18 protein-coding genes, 1 other RNA gene and 1 CRISPR repeat array (1 of these 20 only partly in view) are annotated in these 22,698 nt (G+C 26.1%); of the genes, 1 reads left to right on the top strand and 18 read right to left on the bottom strand.

The genetic code is table 11. From position 1 onward, the window contains the following. A CRISPR array of direct repeats spans positions 1–254; the repeat unit is 30 nt; unit sequence ATTTACATTCCAATATGGTGCTACTTCTAC (it extends 6,292 nt beyond the left edge of the window). Between the two features lie 178 nt (positions 255–432). From cas2 to ACQRD5_RS00720, 18 genes are all read right to left on the bottom strand, one after another. Then, positions 433–711 (bottom strand): CRISPR-associated endonuclease Cas2, encoded by a 279-nt coding sequence (gene cas2, locus ACQRD5_RS00635; protein ID WP_308780338.1) that lies wholly within the window; start codon positions 709–711, stop codon positions 433–435. Between the two features lie 11 nt (positions 712–722). Next, on the bottom strand, positions 723–1,715 hold the full coding sequence (cas1b, locus tag ACQRD5_RS00640) for a type I-B CRISPR-associated endonuclease Cas1b (protein ID WP_321129502.1): 993 nt from the start codon (positions 1,713–1,715) through the stop codon (positions 723–725). 17 nt (positions 1,716–1,732) lie between these two features. Beyond that, positions 1,733–2,227 (bottom strand): CRISPR-associated protein Cas4, encoded by a 495-nt coding sequence (locus tag ACQRD5_RS00645; protein ID WP_294364501.1) that lies wholly within the window; start codon positions 2,225–2,227, stop codon positions 1,733–1,735. 26 nt (positions 2,228–2,253) lie between these two features. Next, positions 2,254–4,533: a CRISPR-associated helicase Cas3' gene (gene cas3 / locus ACQRD5_RS00650; protein WP_308780340.1), complete on the bottom strand. Its 2,280-nt coding sequence runs from the start codon at positions 4,531–4,533 to the stop codon at positions 2,254–2,256. Positions 4,534–4,584: 51 nt separating this feature from the next. After that, on the bottom strand, positions 4,585–5,667 hold the full coding sequence (gene cas5, locus ACQRD5_RS00655) for a CRISPR-associated protein Cas5 (RefSeq protein ID WP_427746405.1): 1,083 nt from the start codon (positions 5,665–5,667) through the stop codon (positions 4,585–4,587). Positions 5,668–5,693: 26 nt separating this feature from the next. Further along, positions 5,694–6,593 carry a type I-B CRISPR-associated protein Cas7/Cst2/DevR gene (cas7i, locus tag ACQRD5_RS00660; protein WP_294364493.1) on the bottom strand — a complete coding sequence of 300 codons (900 nt, stop codon included), beginning with the start codon at positions 6,591–6,593 and terminating at the stop codon, positions 5,694–5,696. Between the two features lie 16 nt (positions 6,594–6,609). Beyond that, positions 6,610–7,962, bottom strand: coding sequence for a type I CRISPR-associated protein Cas8a1/Csx8 (gene cas8a1 / locus ACQRD5_RS00665; RefSeq protein WP_308780341.1), 1,353 nt, complete (start codon positions 7,960–7,962; stop codon positions 6,610–6,612). 14 nt (positions 7,963–7,976) lie between these two features. After that, positions 7,977–8,720 (bottom strand): CRISPR-associated endoribonuclease Cas6, encoded by a 744-nt coding sequence (cas6, locus tag ACQRD5_RS00670; protein ID WP_294364488.1) that lies wholly within the window; start codon positions 8,718–8,720, stop codon positions 7,977–7,979. A gap of 224 nt (positions 8,721–8,944) precedes the next feature. Next, a complete protein-coding gene (gene tnpB / locus ACQRD5_RS00675; RefSeq protein WP_294354942.1) occupies positions 8,945–9,295 on the bottom strand; it encodes an IS66 family insertion sequence element accessory protein TnpB in 351 nt (116 codons plus the stop codon). A gap of 227 nt (positions 9,296–9,522) precedes the next feature. After that, positions 9,523–10,818 carry a hypothetical protein gene (locus ACQRD5_RS00680; protein WP_427746406.1) on the bottom strand — a complete coding sequence of 432 codons (1,296 nt, stop codon included), beginning with the start codon at positions 10,816–10,818 and terminating at the stop codon, positions 9,523–9,525. 163 nt (positions 10,819–10,981) lie between these two features. Then, the gene (locus ACQRD5_RS00685; protein ID WP_427746407.1) at positions 10,982–14,617 is read right to left on the bottom strand and encodes a putative mucin/carbohydrate-binding domain-containing protein; all 3,636 of its coding nucleotides are present in this window, start codon (positions 14,615–14,617) and stop codon (positions 10,982–10,984) included. 310 nt (positions 14,618–14,927) lie between these two features. Then, an RNA gene (gene rnpB / locus ACQRD5_RS00690) (RNase P RNA component class A) lies at positions 14,928–15,290 on the bottom strand. A 54-nt stretch (positions 15,291–15,344) separates the two neighbouring features. Continuing rightward, the gene (locus ACQRD5_RS00695; RefSeq protein WP_291626907.1) at positions 15,345–15,596 is read right to left on the bottom strand and encodes a hypothetical protein; all 252 of its coding nucleotides are present in this window, start codon (positions 15,594–15,596) and stop codon (positions 15,345–15,347) included. A 230-nt stretch (positions 15,597–15,826) separates the two neighbouring features. Beyond that, the gene (locus ACQRD5_RS00700) at positions 15,827–16,618 is read right to left on the bottom strand and encodes a Nif3-like dinuclear metal center hexameric protein (protein WP_291626905.1); all 792 of its coding nucleotides are present in this window, start codon (positions 16,616–16,618) and stop codon (positions 15,827–15,829) included. An 11-nt stretch (positions 16,619–16,629) separates the two neighbouring features. After that, complete coding sequence (locus ACQRD5_RS00705; protein WP_291626903.1) at positions 16,630–17,322, bottom strand: tRNA (adenine(22)-N(1))-methyltransferase; 693 nt, start codon at positions 17,320–17,322, stop codon at positions 16,630–16,632. Positions 17,323–17,365: 43 nt separating this feature from the next. Continuing rightward, on the bottom strand, positions 17,366–18,472 hold the full coding sequence (gene rpoD / locus ACQRD5_RS00710) for an RNA polymerase sigma factor RpoD (protein ID WP_291626900.1): 1,107 nt from the start codon (positions 18,470–18,472) through the stop codon (positions 17,366–17,368). 45 nt (positions 18,473–18,517) lie between these two features. Beyond that, the gene (gene dnaG, locus ACQRD5_RS00715; RefSeq protein WP_427746408.1) at positions 18,518–20,275 is read right to left on the bottom strand and encodes a DNA primase; all 1,758 of its coding nucleotides are present in this window, start codon (positions 20,273–20,275) and stop codon (positions 18,518–18,520) included. A 174-nt stretch (positions 20,276–20,449) separates the two neighbouring features. Next, on the bottom strand, positions 20,450–21,481 hold the full coding sequence (locus ACQRD5_RS00720) for a deoxyguanosinetriphosphate triphosphohydrolase (protein WP_291626896.1): 1,032 nt from the start codon (positions 21,479–21,481) through the stop codon (positions 20,450–20,452). A 144-nt stretch (positions 21,482–21,625) separates the two neighbouring features. Here ACQRD5_RS00720 and ACQRD5_RS00725 point away from each other — a divergent pair, with 144 nt between their 5' ends. Continuing rightward, positions 21,626–22,687: a CotS family spore coat protein gene (locus tag ACQRD5_RS00725; RefSeq protein ID WP_291626894.1), complete on the top strand. Its 1,062-nt coding sequence runs from the start codon at positions 21,626–21,628 to the stop codon at positions 22,685–22,687. Positions 22,688–22,698: the final 11 nt, after the last annotated feature.

Here is a 22,698-nt window from a genome sequence, read left to right on the forward strand (position 1 = left end):
TGATAACTTCCTACTACAAAGTCTTGCATTTACATTCCAATATGGTGCTACTTCTACGTTAAAGATAGTGTTATTAAAAACTTAATATCTTTATTTACATTCCAATATGGTGCTACTTCTACTCCTTAGATTTAATTATGAAAGTGAGGAATGAAGAATTTACATTCCAATATGGTGCTACTTCTACCAACTCTCATTCTAGGGTGTGTGTATTTATTAATCAAATTTACATTCCAATATGGTGCTACTTCTACACGTTAATAAAAAAAGACTGTCATTTCTAATGTTAAACTATAGTTTCTGTCTCCCTCTTTAAATTATAATAATTATTAAAATTTTTATGTTATATATTATCTTAAATATCTTCTTAATTATTTATTATATCTATAATTGTCTATCTCATTATATTTTAACATTATGTTAGGTCGACAGTTAAATAAAATTACTAGTTTTATCTTCTTGCTTTCCCCACATATCTTTAGTTAACCATTTTTCATTTCTACTTTTAAATAAAATTATAGAATCTATATCCCTTCTTATTATAGCATTTAATTCATATTTTAGCTTAATTATTTGTGATTCTGATAATTCTCCTTCAAATACCGAATTCTGAATATGTGATAAATATTTTTTACAAATTTTAAATGTTCTATTTAAAACTCTTTGTCCATCATAATCTGTTTTTATATCATAAACTAATATTACATACATTTAAGTCCCTCCTACCACCATATCTTAAACGGTTCATATTCTTTTTCTTCTAACAAATGCTTTATTAATTTATAACATTCAAGTCTCATTAAATATTCATATGACACATTTTTATTTAAGTCTTTATGCTTTATAGTAGTTTGTAGTTTTTGATCTAATTCTTCTACTATTCTTTTTGATGCTTCTTTTGTAAGATGTAGATAATTTAATTCTTTTGTAAAACTTTTTTCATTAATTTGATTTTTATTTAATAAAGAAAAAATAAGTCTATCTGCAAGTATAGGTTTAAATATTTCTGCTATATCTAAACTTAAAGAAAATCTTCTTACTCCTGGCTCATGAAGATAGCTAACTGTAGGATTTAATTGTGTATGATATATAGCTCCTAATATTTTTGTGTACACCAATGTGTTAACAAAAGATATCAACGTATTTATCATATTATCAGGTGGATTTTTAACTCTTTTTGTAAAATCTATTTTTTGATTTATTATTATATTCCAAGCTTCATAATATATTTTTCTAATATTCCCCTCATATCCCATTAACTCATTAATACTATTACATTTATCTATATCTTTTCTTAATGCTTCTATTTTATCCATGTACACTTGTACATTCTTACCTCTTCCATTATAGTATCTTAAATTTCTATATATATTATAGCTTGCTCCATCTATAATTTTTTTTGCTATAGTAAGTCTCTTTTCTTTATCTGTATAGTGAAGTACTTGATTAACTAATAAATTACCAGATACTAATTTTTCTCTTGGTTGAAAGCTACCTGTATAAAAGCTGTAATAATTAAAAAAGTGTACCACTACATTATACTGAGATAAATAATTTATTAAATTCGTATTAAAGTCCATTTCTGACATTACATATATTTCATCAACTGTTTCTATGGGAATATATCTACGTATTCCCTCTTCATCTATAAATGCTATTGAATTATCTTTTCTTTTTAAAATTCCATTGTTATAAATATAATAACTTCTCTTCATACATTTTAACCACCTTTCTATATAAAACACAAATCATGATATGCACAAGCTTTACATATTCTTTTTTTATCTAGATATGGTGGATTTTTAAGCGAAGTTATTTTTTGTAAATCAAGTAAAATGTCTTCTATAACAATATTATCTTCATCTGTTAGTTCTACATCTATACTTTGTTTAAGTAATGGATAATCTATCTTTGCTTTTATATTTTCCACACCTTTTTTCTTTAAAAAATATAAATAGTATTTCACTTGTAATATGCTTGCATCTTCTATCTTATTGCTTTTTTTAACTTCATGTAATATACCCTTTGATTTAATAAAATCAATGTTTATTATGTTATCTATATTTATATGTTTTTTCTCTCTTCTATATGTTTCTTCATCTATAGTTTTACCTATCTCAACATTTTCATTTCCTTGCTCCATTTGTATTTCATTATAAAAATACCATAACTTTCTTTTACAAACTTCATAATAATAAATCATTACGCCTGTAATTTCTTTATTCAATTTTTACCCTCCCATAACATTTTTTATCACCATATATTTGAATTTCTTTTAACATCATGATAATTAATTCTCTTATAACCAGCTTCATCATATTCACATTCTATAACCTTTATAAAATCATTTTTATATTTACTTAAACAAACTCTCCTATAGTTAATAGCTTTACTATTCACTCTCGCTCTCTCATAATTTCTAATATCATTAGGATGTACTGACAATGTATATTTTCTCAACTCATCTTTTAATTTAATTCTTTGATAAATACTAAGATTTTCATATTTTAACTTATGCTCAATTTCTTCTATCTCTTCTAAATACTTTTCATAAACAGGACTTGGAATTATTTCTTCTGATAATATATTTCTCAAGTCTATTTTCTCTATTTCAAACTTATAAGGAGGTACTGATTTGATATACTCATATATCTCTCTGTATTTTATAATATAATCACTACCTTTAAGATTTTCAGTTGTAAGATATGTTTCTATTAATTTTAATTTTTCCTTTTCTGATATTTGTCCATCATATGAAATTATTGCTTTTTTTGATAAATCGTATAAACTTTTATCAATAAAACCTTTATCTCCATTTGTTAAATTTGCAGTATCTATTTCTGTGTAAATATAACAGTTATAATTACTACTATCTTTTTCACCTTTTCTATTACATCTACCTAACCTTTGGAATAATGAGTTTAACTCCTGTATTTCTGTAAATAAATAATCAAAATCTATATCTAAACTTGCTTCAACTATGGATGTTGATATCCATATTCCATTTTTTTTATCTATATTTTTATTTTCATCATATGTTCTGCCGAATTCTATAATTTCTCTTTCTTTTTCTAATCTATCTTTTCTTATAAATTTACTGTGTAATATATTAATTTCTTCTTTTGGAACTAAATCTTGTAATTCATTATAAAGCTTCTGTGCTTCTTTTATTGTATTAGTTACTACTAATACCTTATTATTTTTATCTAAATTTTTATTTTCAATATACTTGTCATAGATATCACTACTATTTATTCGCTCATTTATTACTTTTAAATTGTGTCTTTTAATATTGTTAGTAAATCCTTCTTCATTTTCTTTGAAGTTTATATTTTTCTTTAATAAATCCTTTATAAAAGGAGGTAAAGTTGCTGTTAGTATAGCAATCTTCCCACCTAATTCTATAATTTGTTCTAATCCACATATTAAATATGCTAATAAATCTGGCCCATAGGCTTGAATTTCGTCTATAACCACCTTTGAATATGATAATGTAGTAGCTTTTAACTCATATCCTTGATATTTATATACAAAATCAAATATTTGGTCCATTGTAGATATATTTAATGGTATTGACCACTGTTTACCTACCTTATGATAATTTATTAAATCAATCTCTTCTTTTTCAACATTGTCATTAATAATATTTCTCAAATAATACTCTAGAGAACTTGAATGAAGTATTGCTATTCTTTCCTCTACTCTTTTATTATTTAATATGTCATTTCTAACTCTATCATAAATTGCATTTATGGCTGTCCTTATAGGTAATACAAAAAAACCTTTATTGTTACCTATCCATAGTAAACCAGCTTCAGTTTTACCCATACCTGTTTGAGCTACTGCTATTATATTTTCATCTCTATTTTCTATACAAAATTTTTGAAGTTCATTCCAAGCAACTTCATTATTATCGCTTTTCCACTTTTTAGAAAGTTCATAAAGTGAACTTTCTAAAAAGTTATTTGGATACTCAACCTCATGACCTGAACTTGCGCTATAATCACATTTATGTAAGTATCCCTTTATCTTTATACTTTCAATATTTTCTACTATACTTGCAATCTTAGGCTTAATGGATTTCTTTACTTTATAAGTTTTATAATTTGATAATAAACTTTGTATAAGTTGTTCTTTTTCGCTCATTTCATCAAAATTATTGCAGTAATTATGATGATTTAACACGCTATGAGATACTTTAAGATAATCTTCTAGACTATTGAAATTATTAATATTAATAAAATATAGTGATAGTATATTATGAACAACTTCCTTGTCTTGTTTATATTTTTTACTTTTTCCAGTAACTCTATTTTGAAATTCATCATTTATTTTACCTATATCATGATATATACATGCTTTTTCTACTAATTCATATATATTATTATCATTTATATAACCTAACTGCTTTAACTTATATAAATTTTCAAGCAAATCTAAAGTATGTTGTTTTATTGTTTTATCTGGCTTTGCCATCTTTAAATTTATTAATTCTAATATCTCCTTATCTAATATATTTAATTTATCTTCCATAATACCTCTCCTAAATTTAAAGCAGCAGGAAGTATTCCCTACTGCTTAACTTTATATGAAGTTAACAATATATTCTTTATTATCTTCACTATCTATAAATACATTATCACTTGTTTCTTCAATTATATATTGTGATGCATAAATAGCCTTTTTCTTCTCAAAAATTCTTTTTCCATCTTGAATTTTATAATTTTTATTTAAATAGTATTTAGTTCCACTAATACTTTCTCCTGCATCTGCTTTATTAAAATATATATGACCTTTTATTACATCATCATAGTTTAAATATGCAGAGTAGTTGCTTATAATATCACAATCATCATCTTCTATTAAATTTACAATCTTTGCTTCTAATATATCTACAAAATCTTCACTTCTTCCAATGGACTTTAAATTATAAATATTTTCTTCTATATCTTTTAATGTTTTATCATCACTTCTTACATGAATAACTAATTCTATATTATTTAAAATCTCATAAAACTTTAATGATGAAGTTACTGATCTAAATTTTGACATTGGTCTTGTATAATTTTCAACTTCATATTTTTTTACTTTTTCTTTAAATTCTTTTTCCTTATCTTTTAAATCTTTTTCTTCTTTATATAAATCTAAATATTCTTTTGATTTTTTATCAAGTTTCTTCCTTATATCTGAAAGCTTAATTTTTTCTTTTTTTATTTCTTCTAATTTATCTTTATACTCTGTCTTCTTATATTCTGATAATTTATCATATAAATCTTTTAAATCTCTATATTCCTTTAATAGTTCTTCATTATATACTTGTATAGTTATTCCATTTCTAAAACTATTTCCTTGTGTTTTTTTTGCCTTAGCTACTTTATCAAAGGAACTAGATAAAATACTTTCATTTTTCATCTTAACTAAAATTGCTCTATCATCCATTATTGAATTTAAAAAGCAATAGTCAGTATATGGTTCCTTATGCTTAGCTTCGAACTTACCCTGTACACTAATATCCATAGGATGATATTCCCTATAGTTGCAAGCATTATGAATAGATCCAATTATTGTTGATATTGGTGGTAGTGGATAAGTCATTTTATTATCTATTGTTTCTTCTCTTTTATAATTAGCACTACTTTGAGTAAGTACTATTCTTAACGCTTTCATGATACTTACCTACTTTCTAATTTAAATTATACTTCAAAATAAGTATCTACTTCATTTTTAATATTCTCAAAGAATTTACTTATAGATATAGTATTTAGCCTACTTTTTATCTCACTCTCATTTTCTAATGCATTTCCTTCAAGTAGTCCGACATAATAACCTTTTTTAATTTTCTCTTCTAAATCATCTGATATTATTAATTTATCCTCTTTAACATTTACTACATTCTCAAAATAATGAGTCTTTCTATCTGATAACCCTCCTACTATAAATATAGGTTCTGCATTATCTAAATTTCCTTTTACAGTTAAGCTTAAATTCTCTACTGCATTAAGTATTAAATTTACTCTGTTGGCTTTTTCTTTATTATCAGCTTCTTTATACCCTTCTTCTTGTGCGAAATTTTCATCTTTTCCTATCATCTCTAAATCAATAGTTAAACTATATATTTTTAAAGATTTATCATACTCATATTGATAAGGCATAAGACCTACTTCTCCAGCTTTTTCTTGTAGATTTATATTTTTTCTTTTTGCTTCCATACTAGCTAAATATAAATTATTATGAAATCTAGTTTCATTTACAAAGCTTTCACATGATATTGCATCTGTTAGATAAAAAGAGCTTTTTCTAATATTAGTAGTTCCTTTTGTACTCATATATCCACCTTCAAGAGCTCTACAGTTAGATGCATTTAAATCTTTATTAGCTAATTTTTGAGTTGCACCATCAACTTCTGTTTCTAAATCATCATACATACCACTTTGAACCATAATTGCATTTTTCAAGCTTTCTCTACTTCTTATAGTATATACTTTTCTATTCTTAAATACCTTTTGTACACTTGCTATATTCCCTAATCCTTCTGAATAGTTTGATGTCATATTAGCTACCACTGTTAAAGTTAATGCTTTTTTACCTTTCATAATTCCCACCTCTTAATTAGTTATTTTCTATCTTTTTTGATAATGCATTTATAAACGTATACACTAAATCTTTATTTTCTTCAAAATCATCAAACAAATCATATACAAAATTAAACTCTACACCTGAATAATTTGATAATTGAAGCAATATCTGACATACTCTATCATAATCTTTAAATATAATTGAACTTGTTAATTTTTGTTTATAACTATCTAATTTATTTTTATCTAAAACCTCTGATACTTGCTTAGCATTTTTATAAACTCCTTTTAACGTATCCTTCATGGTTTTCTCCCCCCTTATTAACATATTAATTTTTATAAATTGAGTTATTAAATACTCTTTGTTACTTTCTTTTAAATATAGCTCTATTAAATTGTCTAATAATATATTGTTTAAAATATTGTCAGTTACTTCTTTTTGAATATTTATATAATTAACCTTATAAAAAGTACATAATGATTTATAATCTATATTTTCTTCATTAAATTTTTTTAATATATCTATACTATCTTTTCTTATATATAAAGTTTCAAAATACTCTTTATTATTATCTTTAAATATTACTTCAACATCTCTATTTATAAAATCTGAACTTTCTATAATCCCTTTAAAAAGCAACTGTCTTGCATCTTTTCTTTTATTTTCTTCATCTAAATCTTTTTCAATCTTATCTCTAAATATTTTATTTGAAATTTTCAATCTTTTTATAGAGCAATTATCATTTATAAAAAATACTTCTTTATTTCCATTAAAAGCAAATGGAATAAAATCAAACTCCATTTCATCTTGAGTTACATATGAACTTTTATCAAAATTAAACCCTAAAGCCATACTTTTTCTATTTTCATCTGCACATGCATAACCATTTAATCTACAGTAATCTTTTTTATCTTGAAGTAATTTAACTGAATCCTTCATGTTTACTTTTGCATAACTCTTATATCCACCATCTTTTTTCCCAAAAGTTTCTCTTATTAATTCATATCTATTTTCATTAATAATCTCTAGTATTTCCTTTTTATTTGTTTTATCAAATCTTATTTTATTAAAAATTTTTTTCATTATTGTGTTAGCTGATAACTTTTCGTTTATCTTCTTTACTTGATCTTCACTTATTTCTTCACTAGAAAGTATATTTTCTATAACCTTATGATGTAGTTCCTCCCCATACTTATACTCTACAAACTTTAAGTACCTTTCCTCAGTAATATCAGATGTATTATAATAAATATATTCATCCTCTATCTTATAATCTAAATTATAATAATCTAAATACTGCATTAACCCAACTATAGCCGCTGAAAATCTCCAATCTGATGCTTCTAACATAGTATCATAGTTATTATTTTGTAAAGTTGTTTTCATAAGCTCCTCCTTTCTTATAGTAAATCTTGCGTTACTAAATCTATCATTCCAAATCCCATAGATTTACGGCTTCCTATTCCAGAATCATAAAAATATTGCAACACTTTTTTATTAGCCTGTATTTCAAAAATTCCAGTTGTTATATCTATATATCTTCTATAATGTTTAACAACAACTTTTTTACACTGTATAGGGTTTACTCTTACCTCTTCAGCTTCTTCTTTACTAAAACCTACTCTTAATAATTGATTAGATATAACTACTCCTAACTTTTCTCTAAAGGCTTCATCATAATAAACATAGTAAGTATCCTTATTTGTTTCTTTATTATGATCCCTTACACATATTCCACTACCTAATGTTGTTTTAAATATTGCTCTAGTATTTGTTATTTCTTTTCTATTTTTATTAATTATACTTTTTAAAGTCATAAAATTATTGTTCGGTAATGGAAAAACTTTATTTTTTTGATTTATGAACGCACTATATAAAATAAATCCTGTTTTTTCATTATTATCTGCTGTAAAAAGTATCTCTATCTGATTTTCCCCTAATATTATTTCCTCTCTACCAAATGTTGATTTAGGTAATATTACTGAAAAACAATAGTTTTTTTGTTCTGTATCTTTAAAAAAATTATCATAATATTTTCCTTCATTACATTTTAGTATTGCATTTTTTATATAACTTAATATAACTCTTCTATATTCTGTCGGAAATACTTGCTTTTTTAATTCTAGTATTAAAGAAAATTTCACCCATTTATCCTCCTTATAATTTCCTTATATTTATTTTTTAAAAAATATATGTAGGTGTCAAAAAATCGACGCATAGCAATTAAAAAAAATAAAGTGATAAAACAAACTCCATTTTAACTGCCCCTTAATGTTCTGTTTATATGCATATTATAACATAAAACCCTTTATTTCTAAAGGGTTCCGGCTAATTTATACTATAGAATTTTAAGTTTTTTATCTTTATTTTAGTAATAATTTTTTTCAGTAACTGGCTTAAATTTAGATTTATTTCTTATTTCATATCCTTTAAGCAACCATTTTAATTCTTCCTTGTTTACTTTTAAAGCTTCTTCTTGAGTAGTAGGCCATTTAAATCTATTACTTTCTAACCTATGATAATATAACCAGAATCCTTCATCGAAATGTAATATCTTAAGCTTATTCATTTGCTTATTACAAAATACAAATAAAGCTTTTTCAAATGGATCTAATTTAAATTGATGCTCTACAAGCATAATTAGTCCATCTATGCTTTTTCTTAAATCCGTTACGCCGCAGGCTAGATAAACTGTCTTAACTTCATTTATATTTAACATGATTTTGAAAGCTCCTTAATTATATTTGATAATAAAATTGTGTTTTGCTTATATTATTTTCTTCACAAAAATTGCTTATCGTTCCTTCATATGAAGAAAATAAGCTTATAAATTCATTCCATTTTTCATTACTAAGCTTTCTGATGATAAAATAAAACCTCCCGAAAAATTATTACTATAATTTTATCAAGGAGGTTATTCTTTAACTAGATATCAAATTTTGACGCTTACTTTCTTGTAACATTATCTCTAACTATTTGATGATACTTAAGTGCTTCTTTTGCTTGATTAATTACTTTTTGTAATTCTTCCTCATTTGAAGATTTTTTTACTACTTTTATTTTTTCTTCCCAAGCAAAGTAATTTATTGGCTCTTTAGCAATTGCCTCATTAAGATATTTAATTTTAGTTGCGTCATCTTTAGCAATTAAAGCTTTAAATCTACTATCTTCAGATGCTTCATAACGTGCATATCTACTCGGATCCTTACTTAAAATATTATGTAATCTGATATATGGTAATGTTGTATAGTAATTACCTGATTTTTCCCATCCATAAACATCATATCCAAGAGAATAAGTATGATTTGCATCTAAAAACACATATGCACAGTGGCCTGGTTGTCCAACTGGGAATGCTGGAATACCATATGATTGAGATAAAATACTACTAAATTTAGACATAGCTCCACATACTCCACCATATTTTATAACCTTATCAATAGTAGGCTTTGGTCCATAAAAGTTTGGTCCTTGAACACTTGCTTTAGTGTCAGGATTAACAGTTTGATATTTTAAAAGTGTATGTCCTTGAGTAATCTTATTTCTATTTATCATATTTGGTTTATTTTTAGAAATATAATCTCTTAACCATACCATTTCCTCATCTGTTATCTTTGCATTTACAACATTTCTCATTTCTTGTACAGTTAATTTAAAGAAATCATCCATTAGAATTGATTGAGTTTTATCACTAGCATAATTTTCATATCTTGTTACAGGATCTATTGCAATGCCTCTTAACCATGTATTTACTCCACTTGCAAATTCTAAAGAAGTAGCTATTGCAATTTTTAAATTAATTCCTTCCCTTGATTTTTCATGCTTATTCCATATTTTATACCAAACTTCAAGTGCCTTTAATTCATTTGCTTTATTATATTGATTTCTATATTGATAAGATGCCATGCTATTTTGCGTAACAGCTGATGCATATCCACCAGTTAAATATAGCTTCATAGCTTCAGGAGTATCATAAATCCACTTAACAAAATCATGATGATTTTGATCTATTTGTATAAATTTTATTAATTCATTAAGTCCAATTCTATTTTTAAAGTTCTCAATATAAGTTGCTGTCATATCATTTTTATTGATATCTTCTTTAGCTTTATTTTCAGCCAATGTAACATTTTCAATAGCCGGTTTCACATTACTATCAACTGCATATGTAACTAATGGTTTAACCCCTCCAATAAGTATTGTAGATAAAGTAATTGTAGCAATAATTTTTTTGTTATTCACTCTAAAAACCTTCTTTCTAAAATAATTATTTTTTTACATATAAAAAATGGAGTTGCATTTTTTATATTAAAACTGTCTTATTAAATTAATAATTATTTTAAAATAGTTACAACTCCATTCCTTATACCTTTATACACACTAGCTTATATATTTAATTCTTCTGTTATTGTGCATCTACAGCCTTAGAAACAAGTTTATTTCCTTTTACTTCATAAGTATATGTTTTGTTCTTAAGATTCTTCTTTAATTCAACATCATTACTAGTATTGAATCTTGACTCTTCTTGTAGAATAAACTCTACTGTATATCCTTCTTGTAAAGTAACTTGTTCTGAAGAAGCATTATTAGAAGCACTTCCATTAAATTCTTTAACTTTCACATCTTTTCCTGTTTTATCTTTTACTTTTATTGTTGCATAGTTTCCTGTAAAACCATAGTGAGGTTTTCCACTATTAATTTTTATTGTTCCTAGATTTTTTCCATCTGTATGATATACAAATTTAGCAAAGTTCCAATTACCAATACCTAACAAATTAAATTCTTGTACTAATCCAGTAGCCTTATCTAATAATTCAACATATTTATCTTTATAGCTACCTTCTGTTAATTTATTAATTGTGTTTTTAAGTGAATTTATGCTTTCTAAAGTAACATTATCATTTAATTGTGTATATTTATCATCTTTAAATAATTTAAAAACTTTATTTTTCTCAGTATCCTTTGTAAGTCTTTCTACAATAACTGGATAACTATTAAATGTTTTTCTTACTTCTGATAATACTTTTTCATATTCACTTTCATTATAATTTTTTGCTACTACTCTTATTTTTTCTTCCCAAGCTAAATAATTTAAAGGTTCTCTTGCAATTGATTCATCAAGATATTGAATTGCTTTTGCAGCATTCTTCTCAATTAATGCTTTATATCTGTAATATTCTGACTCATAATAATTTTCTGAATTTTTACTGAATATATTATTAACTAATATGTAAGGTAATGTTGTATTATAATTACCACATGATTTCCATCCAGAAACATCATATCCTAGCTTATATTCATGATCACTACCTAAATATTGATATGCACAGTGACCTGGTTGTCCAACTGGGAAAGCTGGTATACCATATGATTGAGCTAAAATACTACTAAGTTTAGACATAGCTCCACATACACCACCATACTTTATAACTTCTTTAATTGTAGGGTTTGGACCATAGAAATTAGGACCATGTACACTTGCTCCAGTTTCATAGTTTTTATCTATATATTTTATAAGTTGGTAACCATTAACAATACCATTTCTATTAATCATATTTGATTTATTTTCTTTCATGTATTCTCTTAACCATACAATATCTTCATTTGTTACTTTAACATTAACAACATTTCTAATTTCTTGTACTGTTAAGCTAACAAAGTCTGACATTAATATTCCTTCAGCTTCTGCCTTAGAGAAATTTTCATATCTACCTAAAGCATCTAAAGCTTCTCCTCTTAACCATGTCTTAACTGGATTTGCAAATTCTAAAGAAGTAGCTATTGCAATTTTTAAATTAACTCCATCACGAGAATTTTCATATTTATTCCATATTTGATACCAAACATCAAGTGCTTTTAATTCATTTGCTTTATTATATGGATTATTATATTGATAAGATCCCATATCACCTTGGCTACCTGCTGATGCATAACCACCACTTAAGTATAACTTCATTGCTTCTGGTGTATTATAAATCCAATCAACAAACTTTTTATGATTAGTATCTTTAGCTGCAAACTCTTCTAACCCTTCTTCCCCAAGTCTAAGCTTAAAGTTTTCTACATAAGTTTGCTTCATATTATTTTCTATAACAAACTCATTTTCTATAAAGCCATTTGCAATTACTAAAACACTTTCTCCCTGTCTAATATTTATATTAGAATCTAGCACATTTTTATCATTATAAGCTTTCACTCTAGAATTTTGTTCTCTTCCTGTTAATCTTATTTTATAACCAATTTCAAAATTAACTTGATCTGTTTTTGATTCTAATACTTTGTTACCAATAATATCTTTAGTGTAAACAACCTCATCTTTAGCATTTAACACTTCTATCTTTTGATAACTATCATTGAAATATGAATGTGGTTTCACTGCATTTGTTGTTAAAGTCACTTTCTTAGAATTATAATCTACTTTTAAAGTTGCATATTGAGTTTCTCCTAATCCTAAGAATTTAAAGGTTCTATTTATATCATTTATTCTAACTAGCTTGTTGTTTTTTACCATATAAATATATGGATTAGAATTATTTTGCTTTAATTCATCATCATGATTTGTTGAAAATCTATCTGGCTCTTGCTTTACTATCTCTAATGTATATCCTTCTTTTAAAGTAATATCTTCAGTACTATCAGCATTCCAAACATTACCCTTTATTGTTTTTTTATAAACCTCTTTACCTGATGTGTCCTTAGCTATTATTGTTAAATAATCATCTGAAACATAGGAATGTGGCGTTCCAGCATTTATTTTTAATTTTGCAGAATTACTTCCATCTGCATGATAAGATAATTGAGCAAAAGTCCAGTTAGATAGGCCTAAAAAGTTAAATTGTTGTAGTTGATTTTCAGCCTTTTGTACCATTGATTTTTTATTTGCTTTTCCATTATATTCTGGTAAAGCTTCTACTTCTTTTTCTACTTCATCAATTTTAGCTTGAGTAAGATTATCAACTAATGTTGTATAATTACTGTTATTAAATATTTTTTCTAAAATACTATGAGGCGTTGTAATAGCTTTATCTTTAATTAATAAGATACTTTGTCCTTGTTCAATTCTTATATTAGAATCTTGAACATTTTTATCATTAAAAACTTTAACTCTATTATTTTGTTCTGCTCCTGTAAGCTTTATTGTATATCCAACTTTAAAGTCAATAGATTCAGATTGTCCATCTTGAACTTCATTACCAATAAAGTCTTTTTCAAAAACAACTTTACCTTCAGAATCTAACACTTCAATTTTTTGATAACTACCACTAAAATAAGAATGTGGTTTTACTTTATTTGTTGTTAGAGTTATTTTTTTAGAATAATAATTAATATTTAAGTTTGCATAATTAGCTTCTCCTAAGCCATAGAATTTTAATGTTCTATTTATATCATTTATTCTAACAAGCCTATTATTTTTCACTATATATGTATATGGATTAGAATTGTCTTGTTTTAATTCATCATTATGATTTGTTGAAAATCTACTAGGTTCTTGTTTTACTATTTCTAATTTATATCCTTCTTTTAAAGGAACATTTTCACTACTATTATCATACCACTTATTACCAACTATCCCTTTGTTATACACTACTTTATCAGATGTATCTTTAACTGTTACTGTTAAATAATCATTTGAAATATATGTATGTGGTGTTCCAGCATTTACTTTTAATTGTGCATAGTTACTTCCATCTGCATGATAATATAATTGAGCAAATGTCCACTCCCCTATACCTAAAAAATTAAATTGTTGTAGTAAATTTTGAGCCTTTTCTACTAATGCTTTATTTTCTTCTTTTACATTAGCATCTTTAATAGTTTCAACCTTTTTCTTCACTTCATCAATTTTGCTTTGAGTAACACCTTCTGCTAATTTACTTTTATCATTCTCCTTAAATAGCTGGTAAGCAAAATTTTCATTAGTTACATTTTGTTCTGCAACAACTTGATTAGGATTATCAACAGCATAAGCTATAACATTTCCAGAATTCCCCACTAGTACTGAAGATAAAGTAATAATTGCAATAATTTTTTTGTAATTCATCCCTAAAACCTTCTTTCTAAGAAAATTATTTTCTTGTATTTATTTTTCTTGTATTTATTTTACATCATTTTTATTGAGTATACAATATAAACTTTAATTTAATTTTAAATTATATTCAATTTGAAATTAAAACAAACTTATGTTCGTTTTAATTTTATAATATTTCCTTTCTTTTTGTAATATTTAAAATATATTTTTTAACAAATATTTTTTATTTTAAATTTCATAATATTATATACTTGACTTACTGGCAGTTATTATCAATATTATTCAAAAAGAAAAACACTAGGCGTTAACCTAGTGTTTATCATGTGCGAGACAAGCCGTAAGCGGAGTTCTGTATTAAGCAATCATCTATCTAGGCTTATTGTTACCAATAAGCTCAAGCGGTACACCCGGAAACGGAGCGGGCAACCCCTAAATGTTTCCCTATTCGACCTTGCTCCAGGTGGGGTTTACATAGCCATCATGTCACCATGATGCTGGTGAGCTCTTACCTCGCCTTTCCACCCTTACCTAGTACATCTAATAAATTAGAATATATTAGGCGGTATCTCTCTGTTGCACTTTCCTTCAAGTCGCCTTGACTGGACGTTATCCAGCACCCTGCCCTATGGAGCTCCGACTTTCCTCTCCTAGATCTAAGTCTAGCAGCGATTGCATGTCTTACTCGCAAAACTTATATTATCATAACTTTATAAATAATACAAATGAATTTTTTAACATTTTAAACAAATTGAAGGATTAACACTAACATAAGTAAAATAATCCAAGTATAAAATCCTATACCAGAAAGTAAAAGGGTAACTATTAATAGTATAAAAATTACTAACCTTGCACCTGGGTTAATACAATTCTTAAAAAATATTGGTCCTCCTGAACTTATATTCTTACCTATCCCACCCAATATATCTTTAATTCCTTCTTGGAATACTTTTGTCCATGATCCTTTCTTTTTTTTATAATAAGATTTACTCATAGTACATCTCCTAAATTATTATCTTATTATAATTCTATGAATAATAAACCTAAATAGTTATTAATATACTTTAATTAAATATCTTAAATTATATAGTAGCTTTACTTTTACATTTTTATTAAAAATACCTCTAAAGTAACTTAATAGATACTTTAGAGGTATTAAATATAATATTAACTTTTTAACTTTAAATAAAATATAAGTAACTCTTGTAAGACATCTATATGTTTTTATACAAATGTGTAAGGATCATTGCTATGCTGAGAAATAATTATTTCTACATCACTTAATTTATTTTGTAGTTTTTTTATTACTTCTAAAAAGACTATCCATTCTGATGAGAAATGTCCTGTATCTATAATAGAAACTCCCATTTCCTTATAATCACTTGCGTAGTGATAAGTAGTATCTCCAGTTATAATGCAATCAGCACCTTTTCTATATGCTATATCAATAAAGTCACTTCCACTACCATTAATAACCGCAATATTTTTAACTTCTTGAGAGGCTTTTACTACTTTTAATCCTTCTATATTAAGCTTTTCTTTAACTAATTCTACTAAATCATTTAAATTTATTGCTTTATCTAATCTAATAATTCTTCCAAGACCTTCATTTTTATTTCTTGCATTTTTATTATTTTCAATAAGCTCTTTTGAATCAAAGCCTAAAATATTAACTATTGTTTCATTTAAGCCTCCACTAGCTGAATCTAAATTAGTATGACTAGAATATAAGCTTATATCATTTTTAATAAGTTTGATAATTTTTTTACCTACTAAAGTATCAGTTGTTATATTGCTTGGTTTTCTAAATATCAATGGATGATGTGTTATAATTAAATCTACATTATGTGTAATTGCTTCTTCTATTACTTCTAATGTACAGTCTAAAGATAATAAAATTCTTTTTACTTCCTTTTCCTTATCTCCAACCATTAAACCAACATTATCAAAGTCCTCTTTTAAATTGATAGGAGCAAACTCCTCAATTATTTCAATAAAATCTTTAACCCTATTCATAATTTTCTTCCTTATAAATAATTAATCATATTTGAGATTATATTTATCTTATCTTCCACTGCAGCTCTTCTATCCCTAGCACTTACAGTACTTTCTGTAATAAAGCTAAGTATTTTTTTATAATTATCTAATTTTGAATTTAAGTAATCCTTCATTAATGGATGCTTTTGCATTAATAACTTTGGACTTACTTCATGATATATTGAATCTAATGCCATTGATTCTCCATCTTTTTTTCTAACTTTAAATAACTCATAATATATTCCATCTTCTTCACATAGATTTTCACATATTATTTCATAATCATTATTATAAAGATATTCTCTTAAAACTTCTGGATTTTGAGCAGGTACTAATATTAAATAATTAAATGATGCTACTTTTTCAATATTTTCTTCAAGTATATCTCTAATTAAATTTCCCCCCATACCAGCTATGACTACTGCTTCTACTTCATCTTTTTTAAGAGGATTTAATCCATCTCCAAGTCTAAATTCTAATTCGTCTCCTGCTCCTTCTAAAATAGCATTAAGTCTAGCCTTATCTAAAGGATCTTTATTTATATCTATAGCTATAGCCTTATGACATAAACCATTTTGTGTTGCATATAAAGGAATATACCCATGATCAGTTCCTACATCTGCTAAAACTGATACTTTATCAATATTATTAATTATAAAATTTAATCTTTTGCTTAATTCCATTTATTTCTTCTCCTTGCTAAATTAAAATTAGCACCAGTAGGTGCTAATCTAAATAATCCTTTAATTTTTTACTTCTTGAAGGATGTCTTAATTTTCTAAGTGCTTTTGCTTCAATTTGTCTTATTCTTTCTCTAGTTACATTAAACTCTTTACCAACTTCTTCTAGAGTTCTTGCTCTACCATCATCTAAGCCAAATCTTAATCTTAATACTTTTTCTTCTCTTGGAGTTAAAGTATCTAAAACATTTATTAATTGCTCTTTAAGCATTGTAAATGCAGCTGCTTCTGCTGGTGCTAAAGCATCATCATCTGGTATGAAATCTCCTAAATGTGAATCTTCTTCTTCACCTATAGGTGTTTCTAATGATACTGGCTCTTGAGCAATTTTTTGAATTTCTCTAACCTTATCTACTGGTAAATCCATTACCTTTGATATTTCTTCTGGGAATGGATCTCTACCTAATTCTTGTAATAATTGTCTTTGAACTCTTATTAACTTATTTATAGTTTCTACCATATGAACTGGTATTCTAATAGTTCTTGCTTGATCTGCAATTGCTCTTGTAATCGCCTGTCTTATCCACCATGTAGCATAAGTTGAGAACTTAAAGCCTTTTCTATAATCAAACTTTTCTACAGCTTTAATTAAACCTAAGTTTCCTTCTTGAATAAGGTCTAAGAATAACATTCCTCTACCAACATATCTTTTTGCAATACTTACAACTAATCTTAAATTGGCTTCTGCTAATTTCTTTTTGGCTCTTTGATCTCCTTGTTCAATTCTATTTGCTAAATCTATCTCTTCTTCTGATGATAATAGAGGAACTTTTCCGATTTCTTTTAAGTACATTCTAACTGGGTCATCAATAGCAATACCTTCTGGAATAGTTAAATCTAATTCTTCTTCTACTTCTTCTTCAGAGTTTGGTTCACCTATAACTTCTATTCCCATAGACTCTAACACTTCATAAATCTTTTCGATTTGTTCTGGACCTAAATCAATATTTTCAAGTTCATCCATTATTTCTTTATATGTTAAAGTTCCACTTTTCTTTCCTTTATCAAGCAAGTTCTTAACTATATTCATTTTATTACTTCTATCTTCATTTTCTTTTTTAACTTGCTTAGCTTTTGTTTTTTCATCCAACATATTTTGACCTCCTTCCGTTATTGCCACCTGTACCTACACCTCTCTTTAGCTTCTCATCAAATTCTTTAACTCAATAGCAATTTGTATTGATTCTTCAATTTTCCCCTGCGACTCTAAAAGCTTTTGTCTTTGTTTTAATTCTTTCAATCTTTCGTTTAATTTATAACTATCTATCTGTTTTATTAAATCCTGAATTAATTTCTTATTATCTTTTCCTATAAGGACTTGCTGATCATTAATTTTCACAACTTCCTCAATAGTTTTTATATTTGTACATTTTGATTCTAAATAAGTTTCTATATTATTTATATTTCCCTTTTTAGCATCTTTAATGATAGAAAAAATCTCTTTATGTTCTGGAAGAATTAACTCATCTTGGCTTATTAAATTAACTATATAATCAAGATATTCTTCATTGAAACATAACTTCAATAAGGATCTTTCAGCCTTCATAAAAGCAGGCTCCTTATATAATTTCGTTCCATTTTCTTCCTTGTTATTCATAAATTCTTGATTTTGAATATTTTTTGTCATTTCTCTTGATAATAAATCATACAAAGCTTGTTCTCTTATACCTGTATTTTCAGATATTTTTTTAATATAAATATCTTTTTCTACTGGATTGACTTTTGCTAAAATCTCTGTAACCTTTTTCCCATATTTCACCAAATCGTTGCTATCTTTGAAATTTATGTTTTCCCCAGCTTTTTTTATTCTGTACTCTACTAATCCTTCTGCTTCAGTTATTAGTTTAATAAATGCATCTTTTCCATTACTTCTTACATACTCATCAGGATCTTTGCCTTGTGGAATACTTAATACTCTCACATCAAATCCTGCATCTTTTAGTATTTCTAGTCCTCTAAGAGTGGCTGTTTGCCCAGCTATATCTGCATCATAAGATATTATGACCTTATCTGCATATCTCTTCAATAACCTTGCTTGATTTACTGTTAATGCAGTTCCTAATGAAGCTACTACATTAGTAATTCCATATTGATGCAAGGTAATTAAATCCATATATCCTTCTACCATAATGAAGTATCTTTCCTTCATATTACTTTTAATTGCAAAGTTTAAACCATATAAATTAGTTCCTTTTTGGAAGACTAAAGTTTCTGGAGAATTTAAATATTTAGGCTTAGAATCATCTAAAACCCTTCCTCCAAAACCTATTACCTTTCCTCTGTAATTAAAAACTGGAAACATTACCCTATTTCTAAATCTATCATATTTATTCCCAGTCTTTTGCGAAGTTAAAACTAATCCTGCTTCTAATAAGATATTTTCACTAAAGCCTTGTTTTCTTAGATGGAATAATAAACTATTCCAACTATCCTTTGCATATCCGAGTCCAAATCTTTTTATAGTTTCTTGCCTTATTCCTCTATTTAAAAAATACTCCATGGCTGTTTTATCAGATCTTAAATTTGAGTAAAAAAACCTACCTGCTTCTACATTTACTTTATAAAGCAATTCCTTCTTTTTTGCAGTTGGATTTACTCTTTTTTCATCTTCTAATAATATGTTAGCCCTATCTGCTAAATATTTTACGGCATCTATAAAGTTCATATTTTTACTTTTCATAACAAAAGTAATTATATTTCCTGATTCACCACACCCAAAGCATTTATAAATTTGCTTTTCTTGTGAAACAGAAAAAGAAGGAGATTTTTCATTATGAAATGGACATAGTCCTGAAAAGCTTCTTCCAGTTTTTTTCAGCCTAACTGATTCAGATATAACATCAACGATGTCATTTTCTTCTTTAATTTTCTCTAGAATCTCTTCAGATATCTGCAAGGAGATCCACCTCCTTACTTATAATTTTCGTCAACTTATATTTAATTCGACATTTTTTATAAAAATCCTTCTTAAAATTATTATTTTTTATTTTTTTTATTATATCTTCTTTGTTTATATTCTTTATCAATGTAAAAATTCCTTCATTCTTAAAATTTTATTTTATCCTGAACATTAATATATTACTAATTTTGGAACAAATATAGAATTAAAGGTATTTAAACAATAATCATCGCTCATTCCTGATATATAGTCCGCAACAGCTCTTTTTATTCCTTCTTTTTCTGCTATTTCCTTATATATTCCTGGTAGTTCATCTATATGAGTATAATAATGCTCTATTAAATTTTCTAATACAAATTTCGCCTTATTTCTTTCTACCTTTAAAATATCCCCTAGATAAACATTTTTAAACATAAATCTTCTTAGTTCTGTCATAGCTTCCCAAACTTCTTTGCTAAAAACTATATCAAATTCATTATTTTTTATAGATTCACTAGTGTTTATTACTACATCTGTAACTAAAGTCTTTATCCTTTTTGAATGTGTTTCTCCTAACACCTTTATTACTTCTTTAGGTAATATATCTTCACTTAAAAGTCCTGCTCTTATAGAATCATCTATATCATGATTTAAATATGCAATTTTATCACTTACCTTAAGAACCCTTCCTTCTAAAGTTTTAGCTTTATTATTATTGTTAGTACTTAAACCACTATGATGAAGTATACCATCAATAACTTCGGCAGATAAATTTAATCCTTTTCCGTTTTTCTCTAATTTTTCTACCACTCTCACACTTTGCTCATTATGTCTAAAGCCTTCATCTAAAAACGAATTTAGTACTTCTTCTCCATTATGTGCAAAAGCTGCATGACCTAGGTCATGTCCTACTGCAATTGCTTCTATTAATTGTTCATTTAAACCTATACCTACACCTATTGTCCTTGCTATTTGAGATACTTCTAATGTATGAGTTAATCTTGTTCTATAATGATCACCAAAGGTTTTTATATAAACTTGAGTCTTATGCTTTAATCGTCTAAAGGATTTACTATGAATTATCCTGTCTCTATCAATCATGTAACAAGTTCTCATAGGATCACTTTCTTCTTTTCTTTTTCTTCCTAAGGTTTCACTACTGAATTGTGCTTGTGGAATTAATGTCAACCTTTCAATACCTTCCATTTTTTCTCTTACATTCATCTATCTCACCTCTATATAACATATTCTATATTTTTCTCTATTTTCCTCTATTTAAACATATTTATAAGTAATATATTTAATACCTAGAATATTTTCTTTTTTTAAGTAATATCTTATTAATAAGTAATTATAAAGGAGAGAATAATGGAAGGCTTATTGCTAAATATAAATGATGAACTACTTCCAATGGATGAACTAAAGAACAATATATTAATTTACTATAACTTAGAAAATTCTTCAGTTATTAATGTTAAATTTAAAAATACTGAAAAACAAAGAGCTGTTTATAAAATAGAATATAATAATAAAATCTATTGTTTAAAGAAGGTATACTATAACGAAGAAAATCTTTTATATGTTTATTCAACAATGGAGTGGTGCTATAGAAATGGAATAAATGTTCCGAAACTACTACCAACTATTACTGGTAGTAGATATGTAAAGTATAAGGGTATGCTATTCATTTTAACTCCTTGGATTGATGGAGAAAAATGTGATTTTGATAATATAAATCACGTCTTACTATCTTCTAAAACTCTAGGTAAATTACATAAGTCTTCCAAAAATTTTCTACCTATAGATGGAAGTGCTAAAAGAGAAGGATTTGAGAATTATTGTGAATCTATATCTAAACATTTTAATCAATTATTATTAAGTATCAATAATGCTCATAAATATAATGATAGATTTTCAAAGCTTTTCTTAGATAATATTGATGAAAACTTAGAACTTGCCAAGTTATCCTTTGAAGTTTCTTCCTCAATTGATTTAGATAATTTATCACATTCACTTTGCCATGGAGATTATGTTAATAAAAACATTTTAATTAATAATACTAATATTTCTTTAATTGATTTTGATAAATGTAAAATGGACTTTTCTGCTAGAGATATCTCTTATTTTTTAAGAAGATTATTAAAAAGAGAAAATACTAATTGGCAAGTTCATCTAACAATAGATGTATTAGATTCATATATTACTGAAAATGAATTAACTGATTCTGATTTAAAATTTATCATAGCATACATTGCTTTCCCACAAAAATTTTGGAAGTTATCTAGAGATTACTATAAAAACATTCGTAAATGTAATAAAAATTCATTTGTTTCTTTAATGGAAAAAGGGCTTCATAAGAGCAAGAATCAATTAGATTTCACCTATGAACTAATAAATACATTTAGACGTTATTATAATGTTAAAATATGAAAAGAGATAAA

The organism is Clostridium sp. SGI.024 (genome assembly GCF_050315195.1).
Lineage (GTDB): Bacteria > Bacillota > Clostridia > Clostridiales > Clostridiaceae > Clostridium.